Annotated in this window: 14 protein-coding genes; 5 read left to right on the top strand and 9 right to left on the bottom strand. The window is 36.6% G+C overall.

The annotated features are described in order from the left end of the window. Nucleotides 1–20 precede the first annotated feature (20 nt). The 3 genes from WKH56_RS23310 to WKH56_RS23300 form a co-directional block, all read right to left on the bottom strand. Nucleotides 21–692 carry a MarR family winged helix-turn-helix transcriptional regulator gene (locus WKH56_RS23310; protein ID WP_016766587.1) on the bottom strand — a complete coding sequence of 224 codons (672 nt, stop codon included), beginning with the start codon at nucleotides 690–692 and terminating at the stop codon, nucleotides 21–23. Nucleotides 693–965: 273 nt separating this feature from the next. Continuing rightward, nucleotides 966–1,097 (bottom strand): FbpB family small basic protein, encoded by a 132-nt coding sequence (locus WKH56_RS23305; RefSeq protein WP_013058107.1) that lies wholly within the window; start codon nucleotides 1,095–1,097, stop codon nucleotides 966–968. A gap of 50 nt (nucleotides 1,098–1,147) precedes the next feature. Beyond that, a complete protein-coding gene (locus WKH56_RS23300; protein WP_168761051.1) occupies nucleotides 1,148–2,374 on the bottom strand; it encodes a dicarboxylate/amino acid:cation symporter in 1,227 nt (408 codons plus the stop codon). A gap of 406 nt (nucleotides 2,375–2,780) precedes the next feature. Here WKH56_RS23300 and WKH56_RS23295 point away from each other — a divergent pair, with 406 nt between their 5' ends. Continuing rightward, a complete protein-coding gene (locus WKH56_RS23295; RefSeq protein WP_048019510.1) occupies nucleotides 2,781–3,995 on the top strand; it encodes a threonine synthase in 1,215 nt (404 codons plus the stop codon). A gap of 515 nt (nucleotides 3,996–4,510) precedes the next feature. On the opposite strand, the gene WKH56_RS23290 is transcribed toward WKH56_RS23295, so the two are convergent. From WKH56_RS23290 to WKH56_RS23270, 5 genes are all read right to left on the bottom strand, one after another. After that, on the bottom strand, nucleotides 4,511–5,476 hold the full coding sequence (locus WKH56_RS23290) for an ABC transporter ATP-binding protein (protein ID WP_048019511.1): 966 nt from the start codon (nucleotides 5,474–5,476) through the stop codon (nucleotides 4,511–4,513). Further along, nucleotides 5,473–6,450, bottom strand: coding sequence for an ABC transporter ATP-binding protein (locus WKH56_RS23285; protein ID WP_048019512.1), 978 nt, complete (start codon nucleotides 6,448–6,450; stop codon nucleotides 5,473–5,475). Before WKH56_RS23285 ends, WKH56_RS23290 begins: the two co-directional genes overlap by 4 nt. An 11-nt stretch (nucleotides 6,451–6,461) precedes the next feature. Continuing rightward, a complete protein-coding gene (gene opp4C / locus WKH56_RS23280) occupies nucleotides 6,462–7,382 on the bottom strand; it encodes an oligopeptide ABC transporter permease (protein WP_048019513.1) in 921 nt (306 codons plus the stop codon). Nucleotides 7,383–7,393: 11 nt separating this feature from the next. Beyond that, nucleotides 7,394–8,350, bottom strand: coding sequence for an ABC transporter permease (locus WKH56_RS23275; protein ID WP_048019514.1), 957 nt, complete (start codon nucleotides 8,348–8,350; stop codon nucleotides 7,394–7,396). A gap of 73 nt (nucleotides 8,351–8,423) precedes the next feature. Beyond that, nucleotides 8,424–10,145 (bottom strand): ABC transporter substrate-binding protein, encoded by a 1,722-nt coding sequence (locus tag WKH56_RS23270; protein WP_155404461.1) that lies wholly within the window; start codon nucleotides 10,143–10,145, stop codon nucleotides 8,424–8,426. A gap of 429 nt (nucleotides 10,146–10,574) precedes the next feature. Here WKH56_RS23270 and WKH56_RS23265 point away from each other — a divergent pair, with 429 nt between their 5' ends. The 4 genes from WKH56_RS23265 to WKH56_RS23250 all read left to right on the top strand — a co-directional run bounded on the left by WKH56_RS23265 (nucleotide 10,575) and on the right by WKH56_RS23250 (nucleotide 13,714). Further along, nucleotides 10,575–10,835, top strand: a complete 261-nt coding sequence (locus WKH56_RS23265) for a hypothetical protein (protein ID WP_155726317.1) — start codon at nucleotides 10,575–10,577, stop codon at nucleotides 10,833–10,835. 431 nt (nucleotides 10,836–11,266) lie between these two features. After that, nucleotides 11,267–12,670, top strand: coding sequence for an MFS transporter (locus tag WKH56_RS23260; RefSeq protein ID WP_033580232.1), 1,404 nt, complete (start codon nucleotides 11,267–11,269; stop codon nucleotides 12,668–12,670). 295 nt (nucleotides 12,671–12,965) lie between these two features. Continuing rightward, nucleotides 12,966–13,169 (top strand): cold-shock protein, encoded by a 204-nt coding sequence (locus tag WKH56_RS23255; protein ID WP_014459099.1) that lies wholly within the window; start codon nucleotides 12,966–12,968, stop codon nucleotides 13,167–13,169. A gap of 371 nt (nucleotides 13,170–13,540) precedes the next feature. Further along, on the top strand, nucleotides 13,541–13,714 hold the full coding sequence (locus WKH56_RS23250) for a hypothetical protein (RefSeq protein WP_168761049.1): 174 nt from the start codon (nucleotides 13,541–13,543) through the stop codon (nucleotides 13,712–13,714). Nucleotides 13,715–13,911: 197 nt separating this feature from the next. On the opposite strand, the gene WKH56_RS23245 is transcribed toward WKH56_RS23250, so the two are convergent. After that, a complete protein-coding gene (locus WKH56_RS23245; protein WP_025908891.1) occupies nucleotides 13,912–14,112 on the bottom strand; it encodes a cold-shock protein in 201 nt (66 codons plus the stop codon). Between the last annotated feature and the right edge of the window lie 130 nt (nucleotides 14,113–14,242).

Raw genomic sequence — 14,242 nt, 5'->3', positions numbered from 1 at the left:
ATCACTAAACAGCATGTGAATCATTTCTCGTTATTATCTCTATTAGTCTCTCGGGGATTTCGGTTTCTAAATCTCGGTGTTCTAAATTCAGCACCGTCTCCCCAAGGTCCGCGCCCAAAACTTCTTGGACCATGCTCTGGATCACCACCAAAAAATCTGTGGTGAGGTCCAAATCCTCGTAGGTCATTATGGCGTCGAAATTCTTGATTTTCATCATGACCTTGTTTTAACATTTCTTCATCTAAATAAGTATTTAACTTTTGCATTAAATGTGAAAGAGTATCCTGCTCTTCTTCTGAAAGAACATCAAAGATGCCTGAGTTATTGTCTTGTTCCTCCGTAGCCTCGATAGCTTCTAGTCCAGCTTCTGTTAGCTCAACGGAAAGTACTCGCCGATCTTTCTCAGATGGCGTACGAACAATGTAACCTTTTCTTTCTAACTTACTAAGTAATTCACCTATTGACTGAGGTCTCATATCCAGTAAGTACGACAGCTCTTTTTGTGTAGTTTTAGGCTGCAATTTTAATAATTTTAATATCCGTCCTTGCCCCCGGTGCTGATCACCTAGTGCTCCAGCATCTCTTCGATTAACAAAGTAGTGTCGCTGGTATCTTGCCAGCTGTCTCTGGAACCTGAAAAATTGATCAATCAAATCTTGCTCGTGTAAATATTCGTTATCTCTTTCATTCATGATAAAAGCCTCCTTACTAATTTAACGCTGCACTTATCTACATAAAAAATTTTATCCTTTTAATAAGATAGGAAGGATTCATTTGAAATAAAAATAAGGTACCTTATCAAATAATAAAGGTACCTTACTAAAATGTCAATTTCTTATAAAAAAGATACTTTGACAAAGTTAAACATATGCATAAAAGCTGTATATTCTATAGAAATCCCTTACTTGATTAAGTAAGTTTACTAAAAGATATGATTACAAAATAAAGTGATAAAGCTAACTGTACTAAGTTAGCTTTATCACTTCATGGCGTTTTTCAATACGTTTTTCGATTTTCTCCATTGCTTTTTTATCTTTTAATAATGCTTGTTTATTTTCTTTTACTAGTTCTTCAAAAGATTTTTTCTGTTTAAACAAACTAACACTTCTTTCTCACTATCGTGTTTTTGAATGATGAGGGGGTATGGTTATTTATCCTCGGCATTAAAATGAAATGACTTCTCAGATTTTGCGATGACGACCGTAGCTAAAGAGTTTCCTACGACATTTAATGCTGAACGGCCCATGTCTACAAAGAAATCAACTGCTAATAATAAAGCGACTCCTTCTGCAGGTAAGCCAATTTCTTTAGCCGCAGCTAACAGTACAACGATGACAGCTGAAGGGACGCCTGCTAATCCTTTCGTCATAAGCATTAATAAACCAATAATCACAATAATTTGTTCAAGACTAAGAGGTAAGTTATATACATTGGCAAGAAAAATAATTGCTACACTGATATAGATGCTAGCTCCATCTAGATTAAAAGAGTAGCCGGTTGGTAATACAAAAGAAGTGACAGAACGTGACACTCCGAACTTTTCTAATCGATGAATGAGCAGCGGCATAGAAGCCTCTGAACTGCGCGTTGTAAACGTTAATAAAATCAAATCTCCGGTTCTTTTTAACAGTTCCTTATAAGGGATACGGAAAATAAGTGCGATAATCGGAAACACAACAAATGCCGTAATGGCAAAAGATAAATACGTAATACCTACAAATTGGCCTAAAGAAAGCAAGCTGCCAATCCCGTATTTAGCCACGCTAAATGAGATAAATCCAAATACGCCAACTGGGGCAAACGATACCGCGTATTCTACTACTTTAAACATAGCTTGTAGCCATGCTTCAAAAAATGTAATAACCGGCTTCGCTTTACCTTCAAGTGATGTAAGAGCTAACCCTACAAAAATACCAAAGAAAATAATCGGCAACAGCTTTCCTTGTGCCATTGCTTCTACAATATTGCTTGGAATAATACTTAAGAAAAACTCTCCAAAGTCGATGCCTTTTGCTAGGTTTCCTAACGAGGAAGTATCCACTGCACCTACATGCATATGTCCACCTACATTTGTTACTTTAGCAATGAGTATTCCTAATATAATTAATACTGTAGTCACAATCTCAAAATAGAGAAGCGTTTTAAACGCTACTCGTCCCAGCTTTTTTGTATCATGCATCCCTGTGATTCCTAATACAATCAATGGGAAAACAAGAGGGACAATCACCATTTGAATAAGCTGGATAAACGCTTTTCCTACTATTTCTAACTTTAAACCAACTTCTTTACTAACATAACCAACGATCAATCCAAGAATTAATCCGATAATTACTTTTAATCCTAAATTAAGCTTAAATTTCTTTTTTGCAGCCATCTGTCCAATTCTCCTTGTAGTGTAGTATTGTTTTTGCTTTAGTAACCTTTGAGAATTAGACAAGTACACATGCTATTATTATGCTTATTCACTATCGAAAGTGCATTCACCTAAAATACCTCCTTAAAATATCTTTTTACATACTAAAACAATTATTCCTATAAGTAAAGTGTGGATTTTGTTTATTCTTCGGGTTTTTATCTAAAATTGATGGTTTTAATGTTAAAAAAAGTAATATAAGCAGTGTTAGAAAAAGCGTAAAAACCCTGATATTTTAAGGTTTTTACGCTTTTATTAATGATCTATAAAACCATGAATAAGTCATACCTTATAATTCTGATAAAAATACTATAAATTATATTTTATATATGTTATTATGTTTACAGAATTTAAAGGAGTGTGTATGATGCCGTTTAGTTATGTTTCTCACTTATATTGTCCTAAATGCAAAAAAGAATATAGTCCAAAAGAAAAACATCAATTATGTGAATGTGGCTCACCGCTATTGGTAGCGTATGATTTAGAGAGATTGAAACCTAACTTGACTCCAGAAGATGTTCAAAGCAGGGAACCAAATTTATGGAGATATCATGAGCTTCTTCCAGTAGAAGATCCAGAAAACGTTGTTTCATTGGGCGAAGGGATGACTCCGCTTATAAAAATGCCTAAGCTAGGTAAAGAAATGGACATTCCAAACTTATATATGAAAGATGAAGGCATTATTCCAACGGGATCATTTAAAGCTAGAGGCGCCGCTGTAGGGGTGTCAAAAGCAAAAGAACTTGGCGTTGAACAGTTAGCCATGCCTACAAATGGAAACGCCGGAGCTGCTTGGTCGCTGTATTCTTCGCGCGCTGACATAAAAGCAACCGTTGTGATGCCAAAAGATGCGCCTGTTATTACACGAAATGAGTGTGCTGTCGCTGGAGCTGACCTTTACTTAGTCGATGGACTCATCAGCGATGCGGGTAAAATTGTCGGTGAGGCTATTAAAGCATGGGGTCTTTATGATGCTTCTACGCTTAAAGAGCCGTACCGAATCGAAGGTAAAAAAACTATGGGCTTAGAAATTGCTGAACAGTTTTCTTGGAATCTTCCTGATGTGATTTTATATCCAACAGGAGGAGGCGTTGGCTTAATTGGAATCTATAAAGCGTTAAATGAGTTAAAAGAGCTTGGCTGGATTAAAGGTGATCTTCCTCGTTTAGTTGCGGTACAAGCTGAAAACTGCGCGCCTATTGTAAAAGCATGGAATGAACGAAAACAAGAATCTGAATTTTGGCCGGATTCTTCAACCATCGCCTTTGGTATCAACGTACCAAAAGCAATCGGGGACTTTCTTGTTTTAGAAGCAGTCTACAATACAAATGGATGCGCGATTGCGGTGGACGAAGATAAGATTGTGGAGGAACAAAAAAAGGTTGCGCAGCTTGAAGGTTCGTTCATTTGTCCTGAAGGTGCTGCTACATTCTTAGCTGCACGCCGTTTAAGAGAAGAAGGATGGATCAAAGAAAACGAAACGGTTGTGGCTTTAAATACAGGGCTTGGAGTTAAATATCCAAACACGGTAGATATTGAAGTACCTATTTTAGAGCGAAATGGCAGCCTTACTAAAAAATAAAATAAGAAACATCCAAATAGATCTCCGACTTTAAGCAGTCTAATCGGAGATCTATTTTTATAATTTTATCTTGTCCAAATTATAAATGGTAAACTTAAAATTTAGGTTTGCTGCGTCCAGTTAATCAGTTTTCAACGGTTGGGGGATAAATTTATGCTTTTATCTCGTATGAGTATATTTCTTTTAAAAGAAAGCTAGGGGAAAAGTTTCTCACCTACAGCAAGAAGGGACTGGAGCAAAAGTATTTTTGTTAAAGGAAGGGCCGAACGAGTTTGATTCTTGAGGGAGAATCAAACTCGTTCGGATTTTTTCATTGTTAAGGCGAATAGAGGTTTCATGTATTCAATTGCTTCTAGCTTTTGATTGGAGGGCAAGACGAAGACTCCCGCGGACAGCGAAGTCTTGCACGAAAATCAAAAGAAGTGTAACAAGCGATTCATACTAAATTATTTATCTCATTTGTTCGTCTTAAATTGGAGAGATTTCTTTATGTCTCAACCTTTTCTAATGAGTCTTTATACAAAGTGACACGCTACAAAGTGACTAGAACCGACATCTTTATAGTCAGGTGGAATATCTGCACATTTCTTCTGGGCTATCGGGCATCTTGTCCTAAACTTACACCCAGAGGGAGGGGTAATCGGACTTGGTATTTCACCTTTCAAAATGATTTTTTCTCTTTTGATGGTTGGATCAGGTATCGGTATGGCAGATAACAGCGCTTTTGTATAAGGGTGCAGTGGATTTTTGAATAATTCATCTCTTGATGCCTGCTCCACAATATTTCCTAAATACATAATAGCAACCTTGTTACACAGGTGCTCGACGACGCTCAAATCATGTGAAATAAACAGATAAGACAAATTTTCTTTTTCTTGAAGTTCACTAAACAAATTAATAATTTGAGCTTGAATTGATACATCCAGTGCAGATACCGGTTCATCTGTTACAAGAAATTCAGGATTTAAAGCCATGGCTCTGGCAATGACAATTCGCTGACGCTGTCCGCCTGAAAATTCGTGTGGGTATCTGTCTATATGGTAAGGAGATAAACCGCATTTTTCCATAATCGACAAGACGTGATCTCTTACGTTAGTTCGTGAAGCTAACTTATGTTCAATCATCGCTTCTCCAATCGCTTCGCCTATTCTAATTCGAGGATTTAAAGAACTAAAAGGGTCTTGAAAGACGAGCTGTGACTGCAAACGGTAATGAATCAGCTCTTTTTTTGACAGCTTAAAAACATTCTTTCCTTTAAAAAATACGTCTCCGCTTGTTTTATTATGAAGTCTTAAAATGGTTTTTCCTAAAGTAGACTTACCGCTTCCTGACTCACCAACCAATCCGAAAATGTCACCTTTTTTAATTGAAAATGTTACTCCGTCCACTGCTTTTACCTGTTCATTTGCTGATGTAAATAACGTAGATTTGGAGGAGTAAAATTTTTTTAAGTTGTTTACTTCTAACAGCGTTTCACTCATTGATCTTTACCTTCCTTATAAAGCCAGCAGGCTGTGTAATGATTGTTTTCTGAAATGAAGGGAGGCGCTTTTGTTTTGCAAATATCCATACAGTGTTCACAGCGCTGGCTGAAATAACAGCTTTCTGTAAGGTCTGTAAGTTTTGGTACTTGCCCTGGTATTGAATGCAGCCTTTGTGTTCGTTTGCCGATAACCGGTTTTGAGCGAAGCAGACCCTTGGTATAGGGATGTTTTGGATTTTGAAATAGCTCAACTACCTGTGCTTTTTCTACGATTTTACCTGCATACATCACCATTACGGTATCAGCCATTTCAGCTACAACGCCGAGATCATGTGTGATAAATAAGATCGATGTACGAAGGTCATGTTTTATAGTTTGTAATAGATCTAATATTTGAGCTTGAATCGTTACATCTAGAGCAGTAGTAGGTTCGTCGGCAATTAATAGCTTAGGGTTGCACCCGAGTGCAATCGCAATCATAATCCGCTGAAGCATACCGCCGCTTAGCTCGTGCGGATAACTTTTTACTATTTTTTTAGCATTGGGTATCCCTAAAAGCGTAACAAGTTCAATGGCTTTATCATAAGCTTCAGCTTTACTGATAGATAGATGCTCTAATAGAGTCTCGGTAATTTGGTCTCCAATAGTGAATACTGGATTTAGAGATGTCATCGGTTCTTGAAAAATCATCCCAATGTCTTTTCCTCTAATTTTTCTCATCTCTTTTTTTGTTTTTTCTAATAGATTGGATCCATTAAATAAAATCTGACCATCTGTAATTTCCCCTGAATCAGAAAGTAGCTGCATAATGGATAGAGCCATTACGCTTTTCCCGCATCCTGATTCACCAACGATACATACCGTTTCACCAGGGGTAATGGAAAAGCTGACGTTGTTTACTGCTGTAACCGTACCTTCTTCCGTATGAAAAGAGGTGTGTAAGTCTTTTAATTCTAGTAAAGGTGTATTCATCTATTCATTACCTACCTTTTCATTTTAGGATCAAGCGCATCTCTTAAACCGTCTCCAAGAAGATTAATAGAAATGACCGTTAAAAAGATGGCAGCGCCTGGTGGAATCCAAAGCCAAGGTCGTTTTTTAAAATCAACTAAATTATTAGCTGCATCAATCATATTTCCCCAAGAAGGTGTAGGGGGAGTCACGCCTAGCCCCAAATAGCTTAAAGCAGACTCACTTAGAATAGCTCCTGCTACGTTTAAAGTAGCAACGACCAGTAACAAAGGGAAAATATTAGGGATTAAATGATAAAAAATCTTTCTTTTATCGCTTAAACCTAATATTTGTGTGGCTTGAATAAAAGGCTGTTCACGCAGTGAAAGAACTTGGCCGCGAACAAGCCTTGCAAGTCCAGGCCAGCCAATTAAACTGAGCATTAGCATAATAATATAAATACGGTATTCAGAAGGCGTTTTCCATTCTGATAAAATAGCGCCCATGATCAACAAAAGAGGAAGGCCAGGTATAGACATCAATATGTCAGCTAGCCGCATCAGCACTTGATCAATGATACCTCGGTAAAAACCAGCAACAGCTCCTAAAACAGAGCCAATTAAAACGGATAGAATCATAGAAGCAATTCCTACAGTGAGAGAAATTTGACCAGCAAGCATCAAGCGGGTGAGTACATCTCTTCCATACTTATCTGTACCTAACCAATGCTCTGCGCTTGGCGGATGATTCATTAAATTAACATTTACAGTACTGTTGACATAAGGAGAAAACAAAGGGCCAATAAAACTAAAAGCAATCATGGCAAGCAAAAAGAATAATCCGCTTATCGCTAATTTATTTTTTCGCAGCCGCATATACGTTTGTTTCCATAGTGATATTGGTTTTGAAACTGCGTCTTTTTGCGGCTGATCTGTTACTAATGAAGTTTCCATACAATAATCGCCTACTTTAACCGGATTCGCGGATCGACCGCTGCATATGTAATATCTGCTAAAAAGTTACCTATAATCGTTAAGAAAGAAAGTAACATCGTAAAAGACATTAAGACTGGATAATCCCTAAAGCTTAATGCTTCGAGCTGAATTCTGCCCACCCCGGGCCAGTTGAAAATTTGTTCAGTGATAATCGCACCGGAAAATAGCCCGGGCAGTTCAAAAGCTAACAGTGTAATAGCAGGAAGCAACGCATTTTTTAACGCGTGCTTAAAAATGATAGAACGTTCTTTTAATCCTTTTGCACGTGCTGTTCGTATATAATCTTGCCGAATGACTTCAAGCATTCCGGTACGAAAATATCTAGTTAATGAACCTACGCTTAGAAGTGTCAAAATCGCCACCGGGAGCACCATGTGCTTACTCACTTCTAGCAGATAAGCTAGCTTTGTTGTATTACTGCCTGTATCAATCATCCCTCCAATTGGAAGAATCCCTAAATCAACAGCAAAAAATTTAATAAGCAATAAACCAATAAAAAAAGAAGGGAATGACATAGCAGCAAAAACACCAAGTGTAACAAAGCCATCGAACCAAGAATATTGTTTTACAGCTGAAATAACCCCTGTAAATAGAGCGATTGTCCAGGTGAAAAATAGAGAAACTGCAGCTATAAGAAATGAGTTCCAAATGAATTTATTTAATAATGACGTTACAGGTTCTTGGTACTTTAATGAAAAACCAAAATCACCTTTTACTAAATCTGTAAACCACCTTACGTATCTTTCTAAAATCGGCTTATCAAGTCCATATAATTCTCGTAGTTCCTGAGCTCTTTCCGGAGTCAGTTTAGGATTTGAGTCGATATAATCCCCGGGCAATAAAGCAAAAAGAACAAAAATAAGAAAAGAGGTGCCAATTAAAATAGGAATCATTTGTAAAAATCGATAAAAAATATATTGTTTCAATACGTGTTCCTCCCTAAAAGTGCCCGGCGGCTAGGACCAGGCACTATTTTTTACCTATACATGAAAGCAGACTTCACTCTTTGATTGAAAGGTTTGGAAGGCTCGCAGAAATCCCAGTAAAATTATCTGGATTAAGTCCGCTAATGCGTGCATTATTAGCGTGAATAACTTTACGGTAATTCAGTAAAATAACCGGCGGATCATCAGATAATTCTTTATACAGTTCATGGTAAATCTTTTTGCGTTCGTTAATATCCGTAGTGCCAACGCTTTCTTCTAACAATTTATCTACCTTAGGGTTTGAATATCCTGCTGAATTATCAGGGTGAGTCGAAGCTAAATCTGCGACTGCATCGTCAGGGTCAGTAAGCATAGGGGTAGAAACAGCAGCTAAGTCGTAATCTTTTTTATTCAGCTTCGTCAAAAGAGTATTAAAGTCTAATACTTCCGGGTTAAATTGAATGCCGAGCGCCTTGTAATTTTCTTTTGCGATTGGAATAAAATCGTCGTCATTTCTGCTTGTTAAATAACTGATTTTCAGCTTAGTGCCACCTTTAGCTCGTATTCCGTCTTTTCCAACTTTCCATCCTGCGTCATCTAATAGCTTTTTAGCTTTTTTGACATCATATTTATATTTGTTGATGCCATCTTCTGTGTATGCCCACGAGACAGGAGAAACAGGTACATTAGCAACAGTGCCGTATCCTTTATATGTAACGTCGGTAATTTTCTGACGATCAAGGCCGTATATCAATGCTTGTCTGACGGCTTTATCTTTTAGATACGGCTTAGTATTGTTAATATACGCGTAGCTATAAGAGTTAGCCGTTGTCACTTTGATATTTGCAAAACCTAGCTCTTTAAGCTGCTCTACGCTTTCCGGTTCTGCTGGAAAACGGTCATAGTCTGTTTCGCCTGCTTCAAATAGTTGAGAAGTTGTTTCCGGCGTGGTTACTTTATAAATGAAATTCTTTACTTTAGGCGGGCCGTCATAATAGTTCTTATTTGCAACATAGCGTATTTCTTGACCAGGAATATATTTTTCTAGCTTGTAAGGGCCGGATCCTACAGGCTTAGAGTAAAGGTTTTTTAAATAATCTAAATGGCCGTACGTATAGTCTTTTCCGTAATAATCTTTTGATAGCACGATACCGCCTAGCAGTAAAAGAGCTTTTGCGTTTACTTTTTCCGTTGTGATTTTAATTGTTAGAGGATCAACCACTTTGATTCCTTCTATTGTTTTTGCTTTTCCATCTTTATAGTCTTTTCCACCTTTAATTGTAGCGGTCGCTAAGTCACCCCATCCGTCATAAGCTGGATCGTGAAGAAGTGTTAATGTAAAAGCTACGTCATCGGCAGTAAGAGGGGAGCCGTTGCTGAATTTTAAATCATCTTTTAAGTGAAACGTATAAACAAGCTGATCATCTGAGATTTCCCAACTTTTTGCTAAAATCGGAATGGGTTTTCCGTTTTTATCTAAATCTACTAAAGGGCTAAAGATAGGACTTGTTGCGTTTCCATCCCAGCCGTTGTCGTAGAAATAAGGCAAAAAGACGCCTCCGGGAGCTGACATTCCAGCAATAAACGTATCTTTTCTTTCTAGCGCTTTGGCTGGAATATTTCCTGTGTTAGAAGCCTTTATTACCTGATCTTTTATTTGTTTAATGTCGGCCGTCTGTACAGCAGAAGTTGTTTCCTTATTAGCTTTTTCATCTGTGCTACTATTTAGTGCACATGCCGATAAAAAGCTAGCAAAAGTCATTGTTAACACTAAACCAGTCATTTTTTTCATCATTTTCCACCCCAAGTTATATTTTCTTTGTGCAAAACCAGTAAACTTTTTTATCACTTCCAGTTCTATGTATAATAAAACATGTAATTCTTATCGAAAAAGTATGTTTTATTTTATGATATTTCTAAGATATGGGAGAGTCAATAAGTATCAAAGTGACTTCAGTTAAAGAAATATGACTTATCATAAAAAGTAATTTCTTGAAAATAAAAACTTAAAAACAGCACGCCGCATTTTGTAAAACGTTTTCATTTATCATAGAAAAAATGTAAAAAAAGTATTATATGTAAATTATTGTTATAGTTGTGAATCTTTATATTCAATATAATACGGATACATTTAGGTTTAAAGTTTGTCTCAGGGGGTATTCGAAAAAGGAGAGATGGCATCTTTACATCCAGAGAAACAGCTTGGTGAGGAAGTTGAATTCATTTGTCATATACTCAACTTGAAGAATATGCCAAAAGTCGCATTGTAAACCCGCTTGCTTTTACAGTAGAAGACCTACTTGAAGCCACGAACGATTATACGGAGAAAGGAGTTGAATTTCTATCCCTAGAACCCCAGCCAACTCTTAAAGTTTTATTCTATGGACCGAATCATCCAGTGCTGCACTTGTTAGAACGAGCTTTATATTTATTTTTGAAGCTACATAATTTTTGTAATAGAAACAGTGTATCTATTACAAAATAAAGCTTATATCTAATGGGTTGAAACAATAATTGTCAGATAACCTGAGTGGAAATTGCTACCAAGAACATTGTAAACCAAATGCGCTATCTTTAATGACTAGTTACTATTTCGGCGATTGTAATTCCATCAAAAGCGATCCCTATTTTTAGGCAAAAAACGTTTTTTTAGTAGCAACGAATTGTACGTTGAAATAAAAAAAGTTTATTTTGGTTTTAATTCATTTATTTATTAGTGTTTCTTCCTCAGCTTTTTTTGGCTTCAAACCCTTTAGCCATAACCTTTTTTAATATTTAACATCACATGAATAGTTTTCGTTTTTTACTTAAAAATAAGTAGTGTTCCAACACATTTGCATGTGAAATACAGTGAGTCAAATTTGACTTTACTACTCAGTCTTGTATAATCGTATACCGCGGAGGTGACGTGATGAAATGAAGTTTAACAAGAAAAAAATTAACGTCGTAGATATTGACAAAGCTAAAAAAAGCGTCTTTGCTACAGGAGTAGGAAACGCGATGGAATGGTTTGACTTTGGCTTGTATTCATATTTAGCCGTTATTATTAGTCAAAACTTTTTTAGTGCAGTTGAAAATGATCAGCTCAAATTAGTGTTCACATTTGCCACATTTGCGATTGCCTTTTTAATGCGTCCATTAGGCGGTGTTATATTCGGTAAAATTGGAGACAAGTTAGGAAGGAAAGTCGTTTTAACCACCACCATTATTTTAATGGCCTTTTCCACATTACTCATTGGGTTGTTACCTACATATGATCAAATCGGTATATGGGCACCCATCCTTTTATTAATTGCACGAATCATTCAAGGTTTTTCAACTGGTGGTGAATATGCTGGTGCGATGGTGTATATTGCAGAATCGTCTCCAGACAATAAGCGAAATGTGCTTGGAAGTGGACTAGAAATCGGTACACTTGTCGGCTATATTCTTGCTTCACTGCTAGCCAGCTTACTGTTTTTTGTTCTCTCGGATAAACAGATGGCCTCATGGGGCTGGAGAATTCCCTTCTTATTAGGATTGCCTTTAGGACTTATTGGTTTTTATTTACGAAGAAGTTTAGGGGAAACACCTATTTTTGAAAATGAACTTTCCAACGAAGACGAAGTTGAAGAAGAAAGCTTCCTCTCTATTTTAAAAAATCACAAAAAAGATGTGTTTGTTTGTTTCGTAGCCGTGGCTTTCTTTAACATTACAAACTATATGCTATTATCGTACATGCCTTCTTATTTGAATGAAATTATTGGTTTATCAAACACAGTTGGTACGGTATTAATTACGGCAGTTATGATTTTAATGGTGCCGCTTGCTCTTATGTTTGGAAAACTGAGCGACAAAATCGGAAACAAGAAAGTTTTCTTAATCGGTCTAGGCGGATTGAGCTTACTGTCAGCCTTTTCGTTCTATTTAATCAACTTAAATGGTTTGGTTTTTATTTCAATCGGTATTCTTATTCTAGGTGTTTTACTTGCTACGTATGAAGGAACAATGCCAGGAACGCTGCCAACGATGTTCTACACAGATATTCGCTACCGAACATTAGCGATTACGTTTAATGTTTCAGTTTCTATCTTTGGTGGAACGACGCCATTAGTTGCGACATGGTTAGTTCACGCAACGGGCAATCATTTAGCTCCAGCATTCTATTTAACGATTGTGAGCATCATCGGATTTTTCGTAATCTTGTTCCTGTTCGCGAACACTGCAGGAAAATCACTGAAAGGTTCATACCCTACAGTTGCTTCTAAGTCTGAGTACAATGAAGCGGTTGAAAATCCAAAAGATTCATTATGGTGGCACACAGAGCAAACAGAAAAATAAAGTAAATAATAAGCAGCTGCTACATTCACTGCTGCGTAAAATAGGAACACTCAAAAAGAGCCTTCTCTTTGTATAGAGCTACAAAGAGAAGGCTCTTTTTATCGTTCGATGATTTATTCCATTTCCTGTATTTGCTATCTGCGGTTCCGTATGTTACGATTAAATTAATTATTTTTGTTCGGTATAGGATTGAGAGAAGAGAAATCTCTTCAATAGAATTTTTTATCTTAAGATAGTATGGTTGGACAAGGGTAGTAATACAACCGTGGAGTATTCCACACCAGGAGGCACTATTATGGAACAAGGTACAGTGAAATGGTTTAATGCAGACAAAGGCTTCGGCTTTATCGAAGTTGAAGGCGGAGACGATGTATTCGTACATTTCAGCTCTATTCAAGGTGAAGGCTTTAAATCGTTAGAAGAAGGTCAAAAAGTAACGTTTGACATTGAACAAGGTCAACGCGGAGCACAAGCTGCTAACGTTCATAAAGTAGCATAATTAATCCAACGTAAAAGGACTCCACATAGGGGTCTTTTTGCTTTGGATTTTAATCATTAAAAAAGAAATGATTTTAAAAAGGTTACTTTAAACATAAGTATAGACATTGGAGACAAAAGCCAGTAAAGAAGAGCTACCTATATCCTGTGTCGTAAATAAATAGAAAAGAATGCCTTATAGCTGTAGAACGATAGGGTTTAGGAGCAGGTATTAAGGTATCAAATATAACTAACCTTCATTGGACTAGCCGTTGGAAAAGGTTGCTGACTATCAGAATGCTGATAACGTCTCAAATATAAGCTGCACATTATATTTCCCGATAAATAAAGTTAAAAATTTGATTGGTTTTGATATGAGAGAGGATGAAGGATATGAGTATAAGCTTATTTGCTAATGGAGAAACAGTAAGTATAAAAGCATCTAATGAAGTAGTGATCATCTTAAAAAGTCATTATGTGAAAAATATGAAAAGATATTCTTATACAGTTGATAAATATCCCAGTACATTTTTCTTTGAAGAAGAGTTAATGAAGCACGAATCATAATTATTCATGAAGAAATATTGATTTATAGTTTGGATTCCGCCAATACTATGCTATACTGAGTTTACCATTTGTATTACCGATTACTATTTTTGTATTAATAAGCCCTATTCCTCAGTGGATAGGGTTTTATTATTACATTTTCAAAGTAATGAAAAAGACAGACTCCATGGAGTCTGTCTTTTTCTATTTATGACGGATTACGCTTTTTGAACGTTAGTAGCTTGAGGGCCGCGTTGACCTTGTTCTACTTCAAATGTAACTGCTTGACCTTCGTCTAAAGATTTGAAGCCTTCGCTTTGGATTGCTGAGAAATGTACAAATACATCGTCTCCATTTTCGCGTTCGATGAATCCAAAACCTTTTTCTGCGTTAAACCATTTTACTTTACCTTGTTCCATAATTGTTGCCTCCTAGTGTGACACGCACACATTGTGTTACTATCCTTGCTCAAATCTACAGACGAAAGTTATGTAACTTATCAATCTTTACCGAACAAAAATAATTCTCCTTAAACTTAACAGAAATGAT

This window comes from Priestia sp. SB1 (genome assembly GCF_038898415.1).
Note: the sequence above shows the minus strand (reverse complement) of the source record. Positions and strands in the feature narration are given on the sequence as shown.